This window comes from Streptomyces sp. NPDC002032 (genome assembly GCF_042890765.1).
Taxonomy (GTDB): Bacteria; Actinomycetota; Actinomycetes; order Streptomycetales; family Streptomycetaceae; genus Streptomyces.
This window is the reverse complement of sequence record NZ_JBIASM010000006.1, coordinates 156,102-176,383: the sequence shown is the minus strand read 5'-3', so window position 1 is coordinate 176,383 and position 20,282 is coordinate 156,102. Positions and strand designations below refer to the sequence as shown.

Annotated in this window: 17 protein-coding genes; 12 read left to right on the top strand and 5 right to left on the bottom strand. The window is 74.6% G+C overall.

The window, feature by feature from the left end; all coding sequences use genetic code 11:
• The first annotated feature begins 23 nt into the window (after positions 1 to 23).
• The 4 genes from ACFYYT_RS16770 (at position 24) to ACFYYT_RS16755 (ending at position 2,785) form a co-directional block, all read left to right on the top strand.
• Positions 24 to 1,085, top strand: a complete 1,062-nt coding sequence (locus ACFYYT_RS16770) for a helix-turn-helix domain-containing protein (RefSeq protein ID WP_351823700.1) — start codon at positions 24 to 26, stop codon at positions 1,083 to 1,085.
• A 309-nt stretch (positions 1,086 to 1,394) separates the two neighbouring features.
• On the top strand, positions 1,395 to 2,042 hold the full coding sequence (locus tag ACFYYT_RS16765; protein WP_351823697.1) for a class F sortase: 648 nt from the start codon (positions 1,395 to 1,397) through the stop codon (positions 2,040 to 2,042).
• Positions 2,043 to 2,146: 104 nt separating this feature from the next.
• On the top strand, positions 2,147 to 2,518 hold the full coding sequence (locus tag ACFYYT_RS16760) for a hypothetical protein (RefSeq protein WP_351823694.1): 372 nt from the start codon (positions 2,147 to 2,149) through the stop codon (positions 2,516 to 2,518).
• Positions 2,519 to 2,575: 57 nt separating this feature from the next.
• Positions 2,576 to 2,785 (top strand): hypothetical protein, encoded by a 210-nt coding sequence (locus ACFYYT_RS16755; protein ID WP_351823691.1) that lies wholly within the window; start codon positions 2,576 to 2,578, stop codon positions 2,783 to 2,785.
• Positions 2,786 to 3,000: 215 nt separating this feature from the next.
• Here the strand turns inward: ACFYYT_RS16755 and ACFYYT_RS16750 are convergent, their stop codons facing one another.
• Positions 3,001 to 3,414: a hypothetical protein gene (locus ACFYYT_RS16750; protein ID WP_351823688.1), complete on the bottom strand. Its 414-nt coding sequence runs from the start codon at positions 3,412 to 3,414 to the stop codon at positions 3,001 to 3,003.
• 245 nt (positions 3,415 to 3,659) lie between these two features.
• Between ACFYYT_RS16750 and ACFYYT_RS16745 the strand changes: the two genes are divergently transcribed.
• The 4 genes from ACFYYT_RS16745 to ACFYYT_RS16730 all read left to right on the top strand — a co-directional run bounded on the left by ACFYYT_RS16745 (position 3,660) and on the right by ACFYYT_RS16730 (position 8,668).
• On the top strand, positions 3,660 to 4,487 hold the full coding sequence (locus ACFYYT_RS16745) for a hypothetical protein (RefSeq protein WP_351823686.1): 828 nt from the start codon (positions 3,660 to 3,662) through the stop codon (positions 4,485 to 4,487).
• 70 nt (positions 4,488 to 4,557) lie between these two features.
• A complete protein-coding gene (locus ACFYYT_RS16740; protein ID WP_351823683.1) occupies positions 4,558 to 6,561 on the top strand; it encodes an FUSC family protein in 2,004 nt (667 codons plus the stop codon).
• Between the two features lie 143 nt (positions 6,562 to 6,704).
• Entirely contained in the window at positions 6,705 to 7,415 is a 711-nt protein-coding gene (locus tag ACFYYT_RS16735) for a hypothetical protein (RefSeq protein WP_351823680.1), read from the top strand.
• Positions 7,403 to 8,668: a HAMP domain-containing sensor histidine kinase gene (locus tag ACFYYT_RS16730; protein ID WP_351823677.1), complete on the top strand. Its 1,266-nt coding sequence runs from the start codon at positions 7,403 to 7,405 to the stop codon at positions 8,666 to 8,668. Before ACFYYT_RS16735 ends, ACFYYT_RS16730 begins: the two co-directional genes overlap by 13 nt.
• 48 nt (positions 8,669 to 8,716) lie before the next feature.
• On the opposite strand, the gene ACFYYT_RS16725 is transcribed toward ACFYYT_RS16730, so the two are convergent.
• On the bottom strand, positions 8,717 to 10,807 hold the full coding sequence (locus tag ACFYYT_RS16725; RefSeq protein ID WP_351823674.1) for a PhoX family phosphatase: 2,091 nt from the start codon (positions 10,805 to 10,807) through the stop codon (positions 8,717 to 8,719).
• A gap of 299 nt (positions 10,808 to 11,106) precedes the next feature.
• Between ACFYYT_RS16725 and ACFYYT_RS16720 the strand changes: the two genes are divergently transcribed.
• Complete coding sequence (locus ACFYYT_RS16720) at positions 11,107 to 12,846, top strand: VWA domain-containing protein (protein ID WP_351823671.1); 1,740 nt, start codon at positions 11,107 to 11,109, stop codon at positions 12,844 to 12,846.
• Positions 12,847 to 12,955: 109 nt separating this feature from the next.
• On the opposite strand, the gene aspS is transcribed toward ACFYYT_RS16720, so the two are convergent.
• On the bottom strand, positions 12,956 to 14,785 hold the full coding sequence (gene aspS, locus ACFYYT_RS16715; protein WP_351823668.1) for an aspartate--tRNA ligase: 1,830 nt from the start codon (positions 14,783 to 14,785) through the stop codon (positions 12,956 to 12,958).
• A 135-nt stretch (positions 14,786 to 14,920) separates the two neighbouring features.
• On the opposite strand from aspS, the gene ACFYYT_RS16710 reads away from it, so the two are divergent.
• Together ACFYYT_RS16710 and ACFYYT_RS16705 are read left to right on the top strand one after the other, a co-directional pair.
• On the top strand, positions 14,921 to 17,086 hold the full coding sequence (locus tag ACFYYT_RS16710) for a SpoIIE family protein phosphatase (protein WP_351823721.1): 2,166 nt from the start codon (positions 14,921 to 14,923) through the stop codon (positions 17,084 to 17,086).
• A 38-nt stretch (positions 17,087 to 17,124) separates the two neighbouring features.
• A complete protein-coding gene (locus ACFYYT_RS16705; protein WP_351823665.1) occupies positions 17,125 to 18,201 on the top strand; it encodes an AI-2E family transporter in 1,077 nt (358 codons plus the stop codon).
• A gap of 46 nt (positions 18,202 to 18,247) precedes the next feature.
• Here the strand turns inward: ACFYYT_RS16705 and ACFYYT_RS16700 are convergent, their stop codons facing one another.
• Complete coding sequence (locus tag ACFYYT_RS16700; protein ID WP_351823662.1) at positions 18,248 to 19,207, bottom strand: pirin family protein; 960 nt, start codon at positions 19,205 to 19,207, stop codon at positions 18,248 to 18,250.
• Between the two features lie 190 nt (positions 19,208 to 19,397).
• On the opposite strand from ACFYYT_RS16700, the gene ACFYYT_RS16695 reads away from it, so the two are divergent.
• Positions 19,398 to 19,832: a hypothetical protein gene (locus tag ACFYYT_RS16695; protein ID WP_351823659.1), complete on the top strand. Its 435-nt coding sequence runs from the start codon at positions 19,398 to 19,400 to the stop codon at positions 19,830 to 19,832.
• Here the strand turns inward: ACFYYT_RS16695 and ACFYYT_RS16690 are convergent.
• Positions 19,829 to 20,275, bottom strand: a complete 447-nt coding sequence (locus ACFYYT_RS16690; RefSeq protein WP_351823656.1) for an SseB family protein — start codon at positions 20,273 to 20,275, stop codon at positions 19,829 to 19,831. The two genes, ACFYYT_RS16695 and ACFYYT_RS16690, sit on opposite strands and share 4 nt — an antisense overlap.
• Between the last annotated feature and the right edge of the window lie 7 nt (positions 20,276 to 20,282).

Sequence of the window (20,282 nt, the reverse complement as noted above, 5' to 3'; positions counted from 1 at the left end):
CGGAAATCGACGGGGGAGCCGGTGTGACGTCAGGACGGGACATACCCGAGGAGTATCTGGCCGGGTACGCGGGGATCCTCGCCGATGTCCGCTCCACCGGCCGCCGGCCCGGGCGCGAGGCGCTCGACGCCCGCCGTGCGCTCGGCGAGAGGGCCGCCGAAGCCGGGTACGGGCTGCGCGGCCTGGTCGGCGCCCATCTGGCCGCCACCCGGACCGCGCTGGGCGGCCGGACCGTCCCCCACCATGTGCTGGCGGCGGTGGAAGTGGCCGTCGACGCCTTCGCCGAGGGGTACGAACGCGCCCAGCGCCTGGCCGTGCGCCAGGAGGAGGCCGCGCGGCGGGAGTTCATCGACGACCTGCTCCTCGGACGCAGCGACCTCGGCCGCCTCAGCGAGCGCGCGGCCCGCTTCGGACTGCACCTGGCGCGGGCGCACGCGGTGGGCGTCGCCCGCGGCCCCGAGTCCTACGAGGACACCGGCGCGGCCGTCCGCCAGGTCGAACTGGCCCTCACCGCCCGGTTCGGGGACCGCACCGTCCTGCTCGCCACCAAGGACGGCCGGCTCATCTGCGTGGCACCGGGCGCCGACGACGAGGTGCTGTCCTGCTTCGCGCAGCACGCGTGCGCGGCGTTCGGCGCCCGGGGGCTCGTCGCGGTGGGACGCCCGCATCCGGGCGCGGGCGGGGTGGTGACCTCGTACGAGGAGGCGCTGGGCGCCCTCGACCTCGCGGACCGGCTCGGCCTCGCGGGGCCCGTGCTGCACGCCGCCGACCTGCTGGTCTTCCCCGTGCTGACCCGGGACCGGGCCGCCATGGCCGATCTGGTCCTGAGCGTGCTCGGGCCGCTGCGCGCCGGGCGCGGCGGGGCCGAGCCGCTGCTGGAGACCCTGGACGCGTACTTCGGCTCGGGATGCGTGGCCGCGGAGGCCGCCCGGCGGCTGAACCTGAGCGTGCGGGCCCTGACCTACCGGCTGGAGCGGATCCACCGGCTGACCGGGACCGACCCCGGGGACCCGGTCCAGCGGTACACCCTGCAGACGGCCGTGATCGGGGCCCGGCTGCTGGACTGGCCGGCGCGCGCCCTCTAGCGCGCCCTCCAGAGGTGTCCGGGGGCGTCCTGGGGTGTCCGGGGCTGTCCCGGGGGCATCGGGCGGGACTTCGCGGGACACCCGCCGGGGGATGGGGGCCGTGGGAGCGGCTCACCCGATCGGGCGTAGCCGCGGCAGTTCCGGGAGCACGCCCGGCGCACCCCCGCCAACTGCGAAGACTCGGGCGCGCGGACGCGACACACCGGTGACGCGCCGTCACCTCACGGCGTCCCGGTGCGCAGCGGGCGACCCTGGAAGGGTCCACTGCTCACAGGAGCCGGCCGTCCGAGCCGGACCGGGAGGAACGCCATGGCCCGTGCCCAGTGGATCGTCGCCGCGCTGACGGTCACTCTGCTCTGCACCGGGGTGGCCCTGTTGCACGGCAGCGAGGGCGCCGAGCCCGCGGCCCCGGGGGCGGCCGACGCGCTGCCCTCACGGGCGCTCGGGCTGTCCGGGCACCGGCGGCTGGTGCACGGGCTGGAACACTCGGGGGCCCACGGCCCGGGGCACACGCCGCGGAAGGTGTCCGTCCCGCCCCTGCGGGCCTCGCGGCCGCTGCGGCTGCGGATCCCCGGCCTGGGGGTGGACCTGCCGCTGGAGCGGGCTCCGCAGGGCACGCCGGGCACCCAGGGCACGCAGGGCACGCCGGGCACGCCGGGCACGCCGGGCGCGGCCGGCTGGGACCCCGGGGCCCCGGTCCCCGGGACCGCCGGTACCGCCGTGATCACCGCGGACGGGCTCCCGCTCGGCCGACTGCGGCGGGGCCGCACCATCGAGATCCCGCGCGCGGACCACCGTACGGCCGTGTTCACCGTCGAGCGGGTCTCGCCCGGCGGGGTCGACTCTTCGGCGGAGCGGCCGGGACGGGCCCGGCTGCGGCTGGTCAGCGGCGAGACGGTGGTCCTGGCCCGGCTCACCGGCCCCCTGCGCGGCGGCGGTGGGCCGGACGGCTCCTGACGGGCCGTCCGGGGTCAGCCCTGGGGGGTGACTTCGTCCCCCGGTCGGGGGCTTCTGGGGGCCGGGTGGGGAGCCGCCCGGCGTGGCGGGGCAGGGAAGGCCTCATGAGCGGTACGCGGGACGCGCGGACGGTGCTGGCCCGGGCCCTGACGGTGGCCTGCGTCGCGCTGCTGTGCCTGTTCGGCGCCGGTCCGGCGGCGGCCACGGCCGCCGCGCCGGGCGCCGACTCCCGTCCCGCCTCCTCCGCCCCGGCCGAGCCCACCGAGGGGCAGTCCGACGGGGCCGGGGACAGCGATGCCCGGGCGGCCGTACGCACGGACGCACGGGGCACGGCGGCCGTCCGGAGGCTGCCGCCGGGAATGTTTCACGTGAAACACGCGTGCGAACCGGCGCGTCCGGTCCGCGCGACGGCGGGTGGCGGGGCCGTACCGGCCCTGTCCGCGAGGGCGGTACGGAGCGTGGTCCTGCGCTGCTGAGCGGGCCGAGCAGCAGCGCGTCCCCCCACACTCCTCGAACCACCGTGAGGTTCCGCCATGCCCATCGACCCGTACGCCGCCCTGAACGCCATGCTCCGCGCCGAGGCCGCCCGCTTCTCCCCGCCCGCCCGGCCGAGCGCGGAGCGGACCGCGCCGCAGCCGGCGGCGGCGGCCGCCCCGGCCACCGGGACCGCCCCCGACCCCGTCACCGCCGGGTGCGAGACCGGGCCCGCGACGCAGCAGGGGTCCACCGACCCGGCCGCGTAGGAGAACGAGGCGGCGCCGGTTCCCGTGCCCCCGGCAACGGGTTGTGGTCCTGTGAGGTTCGACCACGGGGCACGGGAACCGGCGCCACCGTCCACTGTCCGCTCCCGCGGGTGCCCGGCGCCTCAGGCGGCCGGCCGGTCCGGGATCGGCCGAAAGTACGGCCCCGGCGGGGCGGGGGCGGGGCGGGGGCGGGGCGGGGGCGGGGGCCGGGCGGGTCAGGGTTCCCGCGTGTAGTAGCGGTAGAACGCGATGATCGCGCAGCCCGCGCCGACCGCGAGCCCGACGCCGCAGGCCCGCAGGACGGACTGGTTGGTGAGGCTGTGCAGGTAGCCGGCGGCCACACCGAGGAACACGCCGTACGCGGCCGCGTGCAGCTCCCGCGGCAGGCTCGGGCCGACCCGGTTGAGGGCGAACATGATGGCGGCGAACAGGACGCCGCACAGGATCCCGTAGAAGACGTTGCCCGCGTCGACCGGGCCCGTCTGGCGCTTGATGAAGGCCGCCCAGACCCCGTAGACGAGGCCCATGAGCAGGGCGCGGGTCAGGGCGTTCCTGGCCGTGTGGTCCATGTCCGCCGCCGACGTCATCGGCCGGTGCCGCCGCGGGGCGGTGGGTGCCGCGTGTGCCATGACGGGCTCCTCTCTTCCAGCCTCCAGGGCACACCCGCCGCCCCGGGGCGGCAAGTGGATCACTCGTCCGGGTGGCAGGGGGGCCGTACGGGCCCGCGCGACGAGCGCGGCCCGGGCGGGGCGTGTACGGGTGCGCGTACGGGACGCGGGCGGGTGCGCGTACGGGTGCGCGGAGACGCGCCCGGGCCACCCGGACGCAGCAGTGCCACTGGCGCGGCCCGCCCTCCGGGGCTTTCCCTGGTGACGTGCGCACCTATCTCTCGGCGGCCCTGATCGTGCTCGTGGCCCTCCTCGTGCCCGTGAGCGCGGTCGCCTACTGGACCCACCACGAGCTGGCGGACGCCGGGCGCTACACCGCCGCCATGTCCCCGCTCGCCGAAAACCGGGCCGTCCAGGGGGTGGTCGTCACCCAGGCCACCCGCGCCCTGGCCGGCCAGATCGACGCGGGCCCCTTCCAGGGCGGCGTGGACGCCCTGATCGGCGAGGCCCTGCACTCCTTCGCCGGGACCCCCGCCTACCGGACGGCCTGGGACGCCGCCAACCGGGCCGCGCACACGGCCTTCCTCGCCGCCCTCGACAGCGGCCGCGGAGACGCCGTCACCATCGACCTCGCACCGGTGACGGCCCAGGTCAGGGGCGAACTCGTCGCCGACGGGGTGCCCTTCGCGGACCGCATCCCGCAAACCCATCTGACCGTGAAGGTCATGGAGTACGACAACCTCGGCGCCCTCCGGAAGGGGTTCCACATGCTCCAGATCGCCGGAGTCTGGCTGCCGGTGCTCACCCTGGTCCTCGCCGTCTCGGCGGTCGCGGTGGCCGTCCGCCGGCGCCGCGCGGTCCTGGCCACCGGCCTCGGACTGGCCGCGGGGGCCGTACTGCTGTGGCTCGCGGTCGTCCTGGGCCGCCGCCTCACCCTCGACGACCTGCCCGCCGACGTCGACCGGGCCGCCGCCGGAGCGGTGTACGACGCGCTCACCGCGTTCCTGCGGACCACCACCTGGGTGGTGCTCGCCGTCGGGCTGCTGGCCGCCCTGGCCGCATGGCTGTCCGGACGGCTGCGCCGCACCCCATAAGCTCGGAAGTGCCCATACTCCGCAGAACCCCCCAGAAGAACCGATTCGCGAGCGGCGACACGGAAGCGGAATGACCACCGAACGACGCACCGAGCACATACCGTCCGGGCCACCGCGCCCGAAGCCGCTGGCACCCCCCGCCTGGCTGCTCGCCGGACTGCGGCCCCACCACGCCCCCGTACCCTGGGCGGCGGCCGTCCGGGCCGGCATCGCCCTCGCCACCCCGCTCGCCGTCGGCTTCGCCCTCGACGAGCCCGAGTACGGCGCCCTCGTCTCCATGGGCGCCCTGTCCGGGGTGATCGGCGACACCGCCGACGCCTACCGGATGCGGATCCTCAACATCGCCGTCCCGCAGCTCTTCGGCGCCATCGGGGTCGCCATCGGCACCCTCGTCTTCGGACAGGGCTGGCTCGCCGTCGGCGTCCTCACCCTGATCGCCCTCGTCTCCGGGATGATCTCCTCGATCGGCACGGTCGCCTCCGTGTCGGGGCTGCTGCTCCTGCTCAACGCCGTCGTCGGCGCCGGCCTGCCGATGCCCCGGCCCTGGTGGACCGCCCCGCTCCTGCTCACCGCGGGCGGCCTGTTCGTCCTCGTCCTGACCCTGCTGGGCTGGCCGCTGCGCGGCCGCGGCCCCGAACGGACGGCCGTCGCCGGGGCCTACCGGGCGCTGGCCGACAGCCTGGAGGCCGCGGCCGGGCCGCAGTCCGCGTACGAGGAGTGCCGCCAGCGGGTCACCCAGGCCCTGAACCAGGCCTACGACCTCGTCCTGGCCCGCCGCGCCCTGGTGCACGGCCGCAGCGCCCCGCTGGTGCGGATGCTCGCCCAGCTCAACGCGCTGATCCCGCTGGTCGAGGCCGCCCCCGCCGTCCACCTGCGCGGCAGACCCCTGGACCCCGCCGTCCCGGCGGCCGTACGGGACCTGGCCCGGGCCGTCGAGGACGGCCGCAGCGGAACGCCCGACCTGGTCCTGCCCACGCCCGAGGGGCCGTCCGGGCGCGCCCTCGACTCCGCGCTGCGGCACGCCGCGGTCACCGTGCACCTCGCCGACCCGGACCCGAACAACATCGACGACCGCCTCGGGCGGCCCGCCGCCCTGGGCGTGCGGGCCCGCCGGGCGGTGCGCGACATGGTGTTCTCCGCGGCCTCCTGGCGGTACGGGCTGCGCCTGGCCCTGTGCATCGGGCTCGCGCAGTCGCTGGTCTCCCTCATCCCGGTGGAGCGGTCCTACTGGGTGGCGCTGACCGTCACCTTCGTCCTGAAGCCCGACTTCGGCTCGGTGTTCTCCCGGGCCGTGCTGCGCGCCCTGGGGACGGCCGCCGGGCTCGTGCTCGCCGCCGCCGTCCTGGCCGAGGTGCCGCGCGGCTGGTGGGACGTACCCGTCATGGTGCTGCTGGCCGCGCTGATCCCGGTCTTCTCCGCCAAGGGATACGCCTTCCAGACCGCGGCCATCACCCCGGTGATCCTGCTCCTGTCGGACCTGCTCAACCACCAGGGCTTCGACCTGATCCTGCCGCGGCTGCTGGACAGCCTCATCGGCTGCGCCATCGCCCTCGTCGCCGGATACCTGCTGTGGCCCGAGAGCTGGCACGCCCGGATCGGGGACCGGCTCGCCGACACCGTGGACGACGCCGCCCGCTACGTGGACCGCGCCTTCGCCCCCGTCACGGACGAGGCCGCGCTGCGGGAGGCCCGGCAGATCCGGCTCCAGGCCCGGCGGCGCATCTACCGGGACCTCTCCGGCGTGCGCAGCGAGTTCCAGCGGGCGCTGACCGAGCCGCCGCCCACCGGGGCCCGGGCCGCCGCGTGGTGGCCGCTGGTGGTGGCCCTGGAGCGGATCGTGGACGCGACGACCGCCGCCCGCGTCCGGGTCAACCACGGCGCGGCCGCCCCCGACGCGGCGGAGGTGGCGGCCCTCAGCGCCGAGCTGCACGGCCTGGCGGCGGGGCTGCGCAGCAGCCGGACCCTGAAGGAGGTCCGGATCCCGCCGCTGGCGCCGGGTGCGGAGGACTCCGTACTCGCCCCGCTCCACCACGAGGTCGCGGCCGCGCGCGCCATCGCCCAGCCCGAGCGCTGACCGGCGGCGCGCGGGCGGGCGCGCGGGCCGCACACCACGCCGTCCTGCGGCCCGCCCCGGCATCCCGCCCCAGCCGGCGGCGCGCGTCCCCCGAACGGCGCACGGGCCGGGCCGGGCCGGGGCCGCCGGGGGAGCATCGGAGCATGCACCGGGTGCCGGCCGTGATGGTCCTCGCCGCCGTTCTGGCGGCTGCGGCGGGCTGCGCCGATACGGAGGGGCTGCGCGACGGCGGCGACCTCGGCACGGTGCACGCCCCCCGCAGCCTGTGGAAGGACATCCACCCCGCCCCGCCCGGCCCCGGCCAGCAGGCGGGCGCGCCCGCCGTGGTGCCCGGGCTGCCCGAGGTGCCCGCCCGGACCATGCGCGGGGTCGACGCGCTGGCCGTCGTACGGGCCGACATCACCGCCGCCACCGCCGAGGACGGCGGCACGGGCCGCCTGGTCGACCCGCGCGCGGCGCAGCGGCTCGCCCTGTGCTCGCGGGCCCGGGACGGCGGACCGGACTGCCCGGTGCGTCCCGGCGTCCTGCACGACCTGACGGGCGACGGCCGGGAGGAGCTGATCACCGCCCTGGACGTGGACGGCCGGATCAGCGAGCTGCGCGTGTACGGCGTCCGCGACGACGGGCGCGTCGCCCGGATCCTGGCCCGGCGCGGGGTGCTGGAAGGGGTCGAGGTGGCCGCCGAGCACCTGGCCATCCGCGAACCGACCACGAACCCGCAGTACATCTCGGTCTCCGACTACGTCTGGGACCCGAAGACGGGCAGCATGAGCCTGTCGCAGCTCACCCTCGACGAGTGCCACGGCCTCACCGACGTGCCGCTGCCCGCGAACCGGTCCCGATGCGCCCGCTGAGCAGCCTGCGGTGGAAGATCGCCCTCACCACGACGACGGTGTGCTGCCTGGTCGCGGCCGTCCTCGGGATCCTCGTGCACGACGTGGTCGCCCGGCAGGTCGTCGGAGAGGTCCGCAAGGAAGCCGGCCGGGACCTCGACCACGCCCTCGGCCACTACGAGTACGGCACCGCCCACGGCGACGTGAACGCCGCCCTGGACCCCCCCGGCCTGCCCCGCCCGCTGCGCGGGCTCGTGGCGCGCGGCCGGACCGGCAGCATGGTCGGCACCCGCGAGGGCAAGCCGGTGATGTGGGCGGCCGCACCCGCCGACCGGCAGGCCCTGGCCGTCTGGATCCCGTACGGGAACACCCGCGACCGGCTGCGCGACCTCGACACCGCGATCCTGGCGTGCTCGGCGCTCGCGGCCGGGCTGGTGGCCCTGGCCGGGCTCTTCCTCGCGGACCGGATCAGCCGGCGGCTCGCCGGGGCGGCCGCCGTGGCCCGCCGGATCAGCGCGGGGGACCTGGACGCCCGGGTGGGCCTGCCCGCCGACGCGGACGCGCAGACGGAGCGGCCGCGCCGCCACCACGACGAGGTACGGGACGTCGCCCAGGCGCTGGACTCGATGGCGGCCTCGCTCCAGGGACGGCTGGAGGCCGAGAAGCGGTTCACCGCCGATGTCGCGCACGAGCTGCGCACCCCGCTGACGGGCTCGCTGGCGGCGGCCGCGCTGCTCCCCGAGGGCCGCCCGAAAGAGATGATCAACGACCGGCTGAAGGCCCTGCACCTGCTCACCGAGGACCTGTTGGAGATCTCCCGGCTGGACTCCGGGGTGGAGCGGGCCGACCTGGCCCGGGTGGAGCTGGGCCGGGCCGTGGAGCGGGCCGTCGCGGGGACCCGGCTGCCCGCCGACGTCCGGGTGGTACGGGATCTGGCGGTGCTCACCGACCGGCGGCGCCTCGACCGGATCCTGGCCAACCTGCTGGCCAACGCCCACCGGCACGGGCGGCCGCCCGTCGAGGTGACGGTCGAGGGCCCGGTGGTGGTGGTACGGGACCACGGGCCGGGCTACCCCGCCGAGCTGATCGAGCAGGGCCCCCGGCGCTTCCGCACCGGGGACCCCGGCCGCGGCCGGGGCCACGGGCTGGGCCTGACCATCGTGGCGGGGCAGGCCGCGGTCCTGGAGATCACCCTGACCTTCGCCAACGCCCCGGACGGGGGTGCGGTGACGACCCTGCGGCTGCCGGTGGGGCGGCTGACGGAGGGCAGTTGACCGGGGTGCGGCCAACTGCCCCACGCCGCAGCGAGGATGACCGGCGGATCAGACGCCGATGTTCTTGCCGTCCTTGCGCCACACCGACACGACCGCCGGGCGGACGATCTTGCCCGGACCGTCGGGCCACACCGACTGCGGCTTCTCGACGGACGCGCCGTCGATCTCGCCCGGGTGCTGCACGGCGACCAGGACGCGCTTGTCCTGGACCAGCGGACCGCAGGTCTCGGCGCCGCGCGGCACGGTGAGGAACTGCTTGAGCTCACCGCGGCGCTCACCGGCGGTGGCGACGCCGAACAGGCCGTCGTGCGAACCGAGCTGGTTGCCGTCGGTGGCGATCCACAGGTTGCCGTGCGGGTCGAAGGTCACGTTGTCCGGGCAGGAGATCGGGCTGACCTTGTCCTTCGGGAAGCCCGCGAAGAAGGTCGACGGGTCCTTCGGGTCGCCGGCGACCAGGAACAGCCGCCAGGCGAAGCCGTCGCCCGCCGGGTCGTCGAAGTTCTCTGCGAGCTCCAGGATCTGGCCGTGCTTGTTGAGGTTGCGCGGGTTGGGCTCGGTCGCGCCCTCCTTGCCCGGCTTGCCCCGGTCGGCGTTGTTCGTCAGCACCACGTAGACGCGGCCCGTGCGCGGGCTCGGCTCGATGTCCTCGGGGCGGTCCATCTTGGTGGCGCCGACCTTGTCACCGGCCTGGCGGGTGAAGACGAACACCTCTTCGGCGCTCATGCCGGGGACGTGCGAGACGTTGCCGGAGGGGGAGGCGGTGGCGAGCTTGATCCAGACGCCGGAACCGTCGAACTGGGCGTCGGCGGGCAGCTTGCCGGAGCCGTCGAACTCCTCGGCCGGGGAGTCGCCGCTGAGCTTGGCGACGTAGAGGGTGCCCTCGTCGAGCAGCGTGAGGTTGTGCTCCTTCGCCGCGCGCGAGTCGCCCTTCTTCATCTGCTTCGAGGAGACGAACTTGTAGAAGTAGTCGAAGCGCTCGTCGTCGCCCATGTAGACGACGGGACGGCCGTCCTCGGTCAGCCGCGGCTGGGCGCCCTCGTGCTTGAAGCGGCCGAGCGCGGTGCGCTTGCGCGGGACGGAGCCCGGGTCGTACGGGTCCAGCTCGACGACCCAGCCGAAGCGGTGGGACTCGTTGGGCTCCTGGACGCAGTCGAAGCGCTTGTCGAACCGCTCCCACTTGCGCTCGGTGGCGCCGGCGCTCACGCCGTAGCGCTTCAGGCGGGCGGCCTCGGCCGGGTCGGTGACCTGCGCGGCGTTGGCGAAGTACTGGTTGAAGTTCTCCTCGCCGTGCAGGGTGGTGCCCCACGGGGTGGTGCCGCCCGAGCAGTTGTTGAGCGTGCCGAGCACCTTGGTGCCGGTCGGGTCGGCGGAGGTCTTCAGCAGCGGGCTGCCGGCGGCCGGGCCGGTGAGGCGGAACTCGCTGGTGGCGGTGAGGCGGCGGTTGAGCTGGTGGCGGTTGACCGCCGTCAGCTTGCCGGAGCGGTGGTCCTCCTGGACGACGACGACGCCGAGGCCGTGCGCGGCCCAGGCGATCTCGACCTGCTCGCGGGTCGGGTTCGCCGGGTCGTAGCCCTTGAACATGAGGTTCTCGTCCGTGTACTCGTGGTTGGCCACGAGGAGCTGCCGGCGCTCGTAGCCGCCGCCGAGCGGGAGCAGGCTCAGGAAGTCGTTGTTGTACCCGAACTGGCCGGCCTGGGCGGCGGCGGTCTGCTTGTCCGGGTTGAACCCCGGGGCGCCCTTGACGATCGGGTCGCCCCAGCGGATGACGACGTTCTGGTCGTGGCCCTCGGGGACGGTGACGCGGTCGTCGGTGTTCGGCGCGACGGCCTTGAAACGCAGACCGCGCGCGGCCTCGCCGGAACCGGCCTGGGGGTCGGCGGTGGGGGTGGCCTCGGCGGACTGGCCGCCGCCCGCACCGAGGGCGACGGCGGTGCCGGCGGCGGTCGCGACGGTGACGACGGCTGCGGAACGCAGCATCGAGCGGCGCGAGTAGGCGCGGGCCATGACGTCGCCGACGTACTCGTTGTCGCTGGTGTTGGGCACCTCGTGGAAGCATGCGTCGCCACAGCGGTAGCGACAGGTGAGAGCGGAACGGCCGCTCCCATGCGGGTTGCCGATGATCGGCAGGAGCTTGCGCACGAAGTGTCCTCCGGTGAGTGCACGGGGCCGACAGCGTGTCGGTACGAACCAGCGGTGACGCGACGCTAGGCGCGGGTTGCGCCGATGCGACGGCACGGGAGTGAACGCTGAATGAACCCGGCACGGCGGAGGGGCAGTTCGGGCGCAGGCCCCGGTTCCCTGGTTGGCTGGGCGCCACGAAAGGCGCCCCTGCCGAAGTTCCAGCCAAGGGGCCGATAACCTTACGTGTCCACTCTGGGCAGGGATCAACCGCGCAGCACGGACAAATGACGCACGCACTCATGCGAAAGGCCTGGCCCATGGGTATTCGGAGCTTGTTGCGCAAGGTGTTCGGACGGTCTGCCGAGCCGGTTCCGGAGACGTCGGACTCCTCCACCTCGGCGGCGGTCCCCAGCCAGGCGGAACGCCATCCCCTGGACGCGGCCGCCGAACTGGTGGCGGCCTCCTTCGACAACCCCACCGTCCCGCCGCAGTCCGCGCCGCGGGACCGCGAGCCGGGAACGGTGCTCACCGCCCCGACGCCGGTCGCGGACCCGACGGTCCCGGAGGCACGCCGCCCGTCGCCTGCGGCGGCCCCCCAGCCGCCCCCGACCCCCGCCGAGCGGAAGGCCGCCCCGGCGGAGGCGAAGGCCGAGGCCGTCACGGTCGCCGAGCCGGAAGCCACCCCGGCCGAGGCGGAGGCCGAAGCCGCCCCGGCGGAGCCCGAGCCCGCCGCCAAGGCGGAGGCCACCCCGGCGGAAGCCGAAGCCCTCGCCGCCGAGCCGGAGGCCGAGGCGGAGCCGCAGGCCACCGATGCGGAGCCCGAAGCAGCAGCCGCCCCGGCCGAAGCCCCGGCCGAGCCCGCCGCCCAGGCGGAGGCCACCCCGGCGGAAGCCGAAGCCGCCGCCACCGAGGCGGAGGCGCAGCCCGCGCCCGCCGAGCCGGAGCCCGTGGCAGCAGCCGCAGCCCCGGCCGAGCCGGCCACCGAGGCCGAAGCCACCCCGGCGGAGCCCGAGCCCGCAGCAGCGGCTGCCGAGCCGGAGGCCGTCGCGGCCCACGCCGAACCCGCGCCCGCCGAGCCGGAGGCCACCCCGGCGGAAGCCGTCGCCGCCGAGCCGGAGGCCGTCGCGGCCCACGCCGAGCCCGCGCCCGCCGAGGCGGAGCCCGTGGCAGCAGCCGCAGCCCCGGCCGAGGCCGTTGCCGACGAGCCGGAGCCCGAGCCCGCAGCAGCGGCCGCCGAGCCGGAGGCCGTCGCGGCCCACGCCGAGCCCGCCGCCGAGGCGGAGGCCACCCCGGCGGAAGCCGAAGCCACTGAGCCGGAGGCGGAGCCCGCAGCCGCCACCCCGGTCGAGGCCGAGGCCGACGCCGAGGCGGAGGCCGTCGCCGACGAGGCAGGGCAGGGGCCCGCCGTGGCCGCGGCAGCGGTCCGGCGGCGGGCGGCCGGGGTCGCGGCCCCGTACAAGGCCGCCGCTCAGGTGCTGCGCGGCAAGGGCCGGGCCGGCGCCCGCGCCAAGGTGTACCTCGTGCTCGACCGGTCCGGCTCCATGCGCGGCTTCTACAAGGACGGCAGCGCCCAGTACCTGGCGGACCACACCCTGGCGCTGGCCGCGCACCTCGACGAGGAGGCCACCGTCCACACGGTGTTCTTCTCCACCGAGGTGGACGGCACCGCCGAGCTGACCCTCGACGCCCACGACGCGGCCTGGGTCGAGACCCGGCACGCCGAGCTGGCCCGCATGGGCCGCACCAGCTACCACGTGGCCGTGGAGGCCGTCCTGGAGCGCTACCGCAAGGACGGCGGCACGGGCCCGGCCCTGGTCGTCTTCCAGACGGACGGCGCGCCCGACAACCGGCAGCCCGCCCGCCAGGCCATCGCCGACGCGGCGGCCACCGCCCCCGAGGTGCACTGGCAGTTCGTCGCGTTCGGCGACCACGACAACAAGGCCTTCGACTTCCTGCGCAAGCTGGACGCCGAGAACGCCGGCTTCTTCCACGCCGGCCCGGCCCCCGCCGAACTGACCTCGGCCGCCCTCCTCAAGGGCCTGCTGGAGCGCTTCTAGACGGCCCCCCACGCCGAAGGCGGCGCCCCCTCCACCACGGAGGGGGCGCCGCCTTCGGCGTTACATGCGTTACATGCGTTGCGCGCGCTACGGCCGGCGCGGGCCCGGATCAGCCGCGCGGCGAACCCGGGTCGGGGATGACCGCGTCCGAGACGGGCCGCTCCGAGGCCGCCGTCTTCGTCTCGACCGGCTTGCGCAGCGCGATGTTCAGCTCGCGCAGGCGGGCCTCCTCCAGCACCGTCGGCGCGCCCATCATCAGGTCCTGGGCGTTGCCGTTCAGCGGGAAGGCGATGGTCTCGCGGATGTTCGGCTCGTCGGCCAGCAGCATCACGATGCGGTCCACGCCCGGGGCGATGCCACCGTGCGGCGGGGCGCCGAGGCGGAACGCCTTCAGCATGCCCGCGAACTCCCGCTCGACGGTCTCCGCCTCGTACCCGGCGATCGCGAAGGCCTTCAGCATGACCTCGGGCTCGTGGTTGCGGATGGCGCCGGAGGACAGCTCGATGCCGTTGCAGACGATGTCGTACTGCCAGGCCAGGATGTCGAGCGGGTCCTTCTCCTCCAGGTCCTTCATGCCGCCCTGCGGCATGGAGAAGGGGTTGTGGGAGAAGTCGATCTTGCCGGTCTCCTCGTCCTTCTCGTACATCGGGAAGTCGACGATCCAGCAGAAGCGGAAGACGTTCTCCTCGAAGTGGCCCGCCCGCTTGGCCGCCTCGACGCGCACGCCCGACATGATCTTGGAGACCTCGTCGAACTCGCCCGCGCCGAAGAACACCGCGTGGCCGGCCGCGAGGCCCAGACGCTCGGTGAGGACCTTGACGTTCTCCTCGGTGAGGAACTTGGCGATCGGGCCGGTCAGGGCGCCGTCCTCGCCGACGCGGACCCAGGCCAGGCCCTTGGCGCCCAGCGAGATCGCGTACTCGCCGAGGCCGTCGAAGAACTTGCGCGGCTGCGCGGCGGTGTCCGGGACGGCCAGCGCACGCACGTGCTTGCCGGCGAACGCCTTGAACTCCGAGCCCTCGAACACGTCGGTGATGTCGACGAGCTCCAGCTTGGCGCGCAGGTCGGGCTTGTCGTTGCCGTACTTGAGCATCGACTCGCGGAACGGGATCCGCGGGAAGGGGGAGGTGACCTCGCGGCCGCCGCCGAACTCGGTGAAGAGCTCGGTCATCAGGCGCTCGATCGGCTGGAAGACGTCCTCCTGCTCGACGAACGACATCTCGACGTCGAGCTGGTAGAACTCGCCCGGCGAACGGTCCGCGCGGGCGTCCTCGTCGCGGAAGCAGGGCGCGATCTGGAAGTAGCGGTCGAAGCCCGAGATCATCAGCAGCTGCTTGAACTGCTGCGGCGCCTGCGGCAGGGCGTAGAACTTGCCCGGGTTCAGGCGGGACGGGACGACGAAGTCACGGGCGCCCTCGGGAGAGGTCGCGGTGAGGATCGGGGTCGCCATCTCGTTGAAGCCGAGGGCCACCATCTTCGAGCGGATCGACGCGATGACCGCCGAGCGCAGCATGATGTTGCGGTGCATGCGCTCGCGGCGCAGGTCGAGGAAGCGGTACTCCAGGCGCCGCTCCTCGTTCACCCCGTCGTCGGTGTTGATCGTGAAGGGCAGCGGGGCGGCCGCGCCGAGCACCTCGACCTCGGCGGCCTCGATCTCGATCTCGCCGGTGGGCAGCTCCGGGTTGACGTTGTCGGCGCCGCGGGAGACGACCTTGCCGTCGACGCGCACGACCGTCTCCTTGGACAGCTTGTCCAGGACGGCGGCGGCGGCGGTGCCGGGGCGGGCGACGAGCTGCGTGATGCCGTAGTGGTCACGCAGATCGATGAAGAGGATGCCGCCCAGGTCTCGACGATTGTGCAGCCAGCCGCTCAGCCGGACGTCGGAGCCGACGTCGGAGGCACGGAGCTCGCCGCACGTGTGGGACCTGTACCGATGCATCAGTCATCCAGTTCTACGCGATACCAGGGTGGATTCAACCGTCCCAAGGTTACCGTCCGGGCGGGCCGCCCGGCGGGCGCGCCCGGAGAGGCGGCGAACAGGCGGCCCGGTGGGATGACCTGTAAAGATGGCCGGGTGCGCACCGAGGACGTCCTGGCCGCCATCGCGACCGGCCTGTGGCGATGGGACAACGCCTCCGGGACGGTCACCCTCGACGGCGAGGCCGCCCGGCTGCTCGGGCTGCCCGCGGAGCCCGTCGTGCTGCCCGAGGTGGCCGTGCGCTCCCGCTTCCACCCGGTGGACTGGAACGAGATCAACGGCATCGTGAACCTGGCCGTCGCCGAGGACACCCTCGCCGAGGCCCGGCTGCGGATCATGGACGAGGACGGGCGCGTGCTGCGCACCGTGCGCAGCCGCAGCAAGCCGATGGAGAACCGGTCCGCCGGGGGCCGGGTCGACTACGAGCTGATCGGCACCATCCAGGAGATCGCCGAGCCGCAGCCCGGCACCACCGCCGTGCACACCCCGATCACCGGCGACTGGCGCCGCTCCCGCGAGGCCTTCCTGCTGGACGCGGGCCGGGCGCTCGCCGAGGCCCGCTCCACGGCGGAGGTGCTGCGGGTGGCGGCGTCCCTGTCGATGCCGGGCTTCAGCCCCGACGGGCTGGCCGTCTTCGGGGTGGCGGGCGACCGGCTGTCGATCATCGGGCACCACGGGCACGGTCCGGGGGACGAGAGCCCCTTCAGCGACATGCGGGTGGACACGGACTACCCGGCCGCCGAGGTGGTCCGCACCGGCCGGGCGATCTACCTGCCCACCCCAGGGGACTACCTGGAGCGCTTCCCGGTCACCTGGCCGCTCGCGCAGCGCTTCGGCCGGGAGTCCTGGGCCTTCCTGCCGCTGATCGTGGCCGGGCGGACCATGGGCGCCTGGATGGCCGCCTTCAAGCACCCGGTGACGTTCTCGCCCGACGAGCGGTCCGTGCTGACGACGGTGGCCCGGATGCTGGCCCAGGCCCTCCAGCGGGCCGGGGTCGCCGAGTCCGAACGGGAACTCACCACCGGTCTCCAGAGGTCGATGATGCCGCAGCTGGGGCCCGAGATCCCCGGCATGACCATCGCCGCCCGCTACGTCCCCACCGGCGGCGGGCTCCAGGTCGGCGGCGACTGGTACGACATGATCCCGCTGCCCTCGGGCCGGTTCGCGCTGGTCATCGGCGACGTCCAGGGGCACGACGTACGGGCCGCGGGCCTGATGGGGCAGCTGCGGATCGCCGTACGGGCCTACGCGTCCGAGGGGCACCGGCCGGACGCGGTGCTCTCGCGGGCCTCCCGCTTCCTGGCCGGGCTGTGCTCCTCCCAGGAGTCGGACTCCGCCGGGGACGCCGAGTACCAGAGCCCGCGCTTCGCGACCTGCCTGTACGTGGAGTGCGACCCGGAGACGGGCCTGCTGGAGGTGGCCCGGGCCGGGCACCCCGACCCGGCGGTCCGGATGACGGACGGCACCGTCCTGATGCGGCCCACGGCGGGCGGGCTGCCGCTCGGCATCGTCCCCGACACGGACTACCCGACGACCCGGTTCGCCCTGGAACCCGGCGAGACGATGATGCTGTGCACCGACGGGCTGATCGAGACCGGCGGGCACGACCTGGACACCGGCTGGGCCCGGCTGCGGGTTGTCCTGGAGACCTGGGCGCACGACACGGAGAGCCTGGAGGAGCTGGCCGACCTGCTGGTGCAGGCCGTCCACGGCCCCTCCTCGCACCACACCACCGGACCGCTGGCCGACCGCCGCGAGGACGACATAGCCGTGGTGCTGCTCTGCCGCGAGGGCGCGGCCTGCGGCTGCGGCCCCGCGTTCCCGCACGGCGCACGGCCCGCGCGGCGCATGGCGGCGACGGTGGCGCAGGCCGAGCCGGAGCGGATCGCGGGCGCGCGGCGCCAGGTCCGGGAGCTGCTGCACGACTGGGCGGACCCCGACCAGGTGGACTCCGCGGTGCTGATGGTCTCCGAGATGGTGACCAACGTGCTGGTGCACACCGACGGCGACGCCCTGCTGGTCGCGGAGGCGGTGGGCGAGCTGGGGGCGCGGCGGCTGCGCGTGGAGGTCGCGGACGGCAGCGACGAGCCGCCCCACAAGCGCCAGCCGGGGGAGATGGCCTCCAGCGGCCGCGGCGTCCTGCTGATGGAGATGCTCGCCGACACCTGGGGCGTCGACCCCCGGGGCGCCGGCAAGTCGATCTGGTTCGAGCTGTACGAGCGCTCGAAACCGGACGAGGACCAGGGCCCGGACCCGGACTGACGAGGGCTGAGGACACCTCCCGAAAGGCGGCCGCGGCGATGCCGACCCCCCTGCTTCCCGCCCCGGTGCGGCGGCTGGCCGCCTGGTGCGCGGTCGTCCTGCTCGTCGCGGGCGTGCTCGCGCTCGGCATCTGGCTGTGCGTGTTCCTGCGCAGCGTGGTCACGCCCGTCCTGCTGGCCGTACTCGGTACGGCCCTGCTCGGGCCGCTGCACCGCCGGCTGGTGCGCAAGGGGATGAACCGTTCGCTCGCGGCGGGGCTGACCTGCCTCGCCGTCGTGGCGGTCGTCGGCGGGGCCACGTACGTCGTCGCGCTGGCGCTGTTCGAGACCGGCGATCAGATCGTCGACGCGCTGGCGCGGGCCGGCCGGGGCATCGCCGAGCACTTCGGGGCGGCCGGGACCTCGCTGGAGGACGTCGCCGGGAACGCCAAGGACCTGCTCGCGAAGTTCGGCGGCAGCGCCGCCTCGGGGCTGCTCTCCGGGGTCGGCGCGGTCGCCTCGATGATCGCGACCGGTGCCCTGGCCCTGGTGCTGGTCTTCTTCTTCCTGCGTGACTCCGACCGGGCCACGGGCGCGCTGCGCGCGCTGGTGCCGAGCCGTTCGGGCGACCTGGTGGAGGCGATGGCCCGCCGGGCCTTCCGCGCCGTCGAGGGCTTCATGCGCGGCACCACCTTCGTGGCCCTCGTCGACGCCGTGCTGATCGGCACCGCCCTGCTCGTACTGCGGGTTCCGGGGGCGCTGGGGCTGGCCGCGCTGGTGTTCATCACCGCGTACGTGCCGTACCTCGGCGCCTTCCTCTCCGGCGCCGTGGCGGTCCTCGTCGCCCTCGCCGACCGGGGCTGGGTGATCGCCCTGTGGGTGCTGGCCGTGGTGCTGGCGGTGCAGATGATCGAGGGGTACGTGCTCCAGCCCCTGGTCCAGAGCCGGACGGTCCAGATGCACCCGGCGGTGGTGATGCTGGCCATCACGGCCGGAGCGAGCCTCGCCGGCATCCTCGGCATGCTCCTCGCCGTCCCCCTGACGGCAGCCGTCACCGGAACCCTCGCGGAACTCCGCGACCGCTACGGCGAAGCCGGGAACGGGGCCGGGAACGGATCCGGGGCCCCGCCCCGCTGAGGGGCGGGGCCCCGCTCCCGCTGCTTCCGCTTGCTTCTACTTGCTTCTACCTCGTGCGCTCCGTCGTCGGAACCGTGCCCAGCCGGCCCGCCTGGAAGTCGTCGAAGGCCTGCTGGAGCTCGTGGCGGCTGTTCATGACGAACGGCCCGTAGTGCGCCATGGGCTCCCGGATGGGGCGGCCGCCGAGGAGGACGATCTCCAGGTCGGGGGCGTTGGAGTCCTGGGACTCGTCCGCCCGCACCGTGAGCGATCCGCCCTGGCCGAACACCGCGGTCCGGCCGGTGTGGACGGGCCTGCGCTCCTCGCCGACCGAGCCGCGGCCGGCCATGACGTAGGCGAGGGCGTTGAAGTCCTCGCGCCACGGCAGGGTGACCTGGGCGCCGGGGCTGACGGTCGCGTGGATCATCGTGATGGGCGTGTGGGTGATGCCCGGGCCCTGGTGTCCGTCCAGCTCACCGGCGATGACGCGGATCAGCGCGCCGCCGTCCGGGGTGGTGAGCAGCTGGACCTGGCCGCCGCCGATGTCCTGGTAGCGCGGGGGCATCATCTTGTCGGAGGCCGGGAGGTTCACCCACAGCTGGAGGCCGTGGAAGAGCCCGCCGGACACGACGAGGGACTCCGGCGGGGCCTCGATGTGCAGGAGGCCCGAACCGGCGGTCATCCACTGGGTGTCGCCGCCGTTGATGACTCCGCCGCCGCCGTTGCTGTCCTGGTGGACGAAGGTTCCGTCGATCAGGTACGTGACGGTCTCGAAGCCGCGGTGGGGGTGCCAGGGGGTGCCCTTGGGCTCGCCCGGCGCGTACTCCACCTCGCCCATCTGGTCCATCATGATGAACGGGTCGAGGTGCTGGTAGTCGATCCCGGCGAACGCGCGGCGCACCGGGAAGCCCTCGCCCTCGAAGCCACCCGGGGCCGTGGACACGGCCAGCACCTTGCGCGGCTCGGCCGTCTGCGGTGCGGCCACGCGCGGAAGGGTCAACGGGTTCTCAACAGTCACTGCGGGCATGGTCAGGACCTCCTTCTGGCATCAACTTTAGTTGAAAGTCGAACTTTCTGCCACACCCCACAGAACAGTGCACCCGCCCGGCTCATTCCCGGACGGGCGCGCGAGGGGGCAGCAGGCCGCTGACCAGGTAAATCCCGCCAAATGTCCTACGCATGACAACCGAAGCGAGCGCAGCCCGGTCTTCCCGGACATGGAGACCCGTACGTCCGCACCCCTGCCCGATCCCGTCGCCCCGGCCCGCTGGAGCCCGCCCGCACCCCTGGCCGCCCTCGGCCGGGCCGCCGGCATCGCCGCCCTGGTCACGGCCATCGGCTACGCCACCCACCGCTGGGCGGCGACGGGCATGCCGCTGACCCCGCTGCCCGGCTCCCCCTGGCCGTACCTCACCGCCTGGGCGGTCCTGACGTTCCTCGCCGGGCTGCTGCTCCAGTGGGCCACCGCGGGGGTCGACTACGACGGCCGCTGGCAGCTCATCGTCCTCCCGGTCTACGCCGGCATCCGCCTCAGCCTGGCCCACCACCCCGACCCGGCCCTGCTGTACGGGTACGGGGCGGCGGCCCTGGCGGCGGGAGCGGCGGGCGTGGCGCTGTGGCGGCGGCGCGGACCGCGCCGGACCGGCTCCTAGCCGTACATGCGGCGCATGGCGAAGTCGACCATCTGCTCGACGGCCTTGGCGTCGAACACCATCCGGTGGTCGCCCTCCATGTCGAGGACGAAGCCGTAGCCGGTGGGGAGCAGGTCGATCACCTCGGCGCCGGTGATCACGAAGTACTTGGACTCCTTGCCGGCGTACCGGCGGAGCTCCTTGAGCGTGGTGAACATCGGGATGACCGGCTGCTGCGTGTTGTGCAGCGCCAGGAATCCCGGGGTGTCCCCGCGCGGGCAGTAGACCTTCGAGGAGGCGAAGATCTGCTGGAAGTCCTCGGCGGCGAGCTGCCCGGTGGTGAAGGCCCGAACGGCGTCCGCGAGCGACGGCGGCGACGGCTCGGGGTACAGCGGCGGCGCGTAGCCCTGCTGGGGCTGCGCGTACTGCTGCTGAGCGCCGGGGTTCTGGTCGTAGCCGTACATGGCCGAC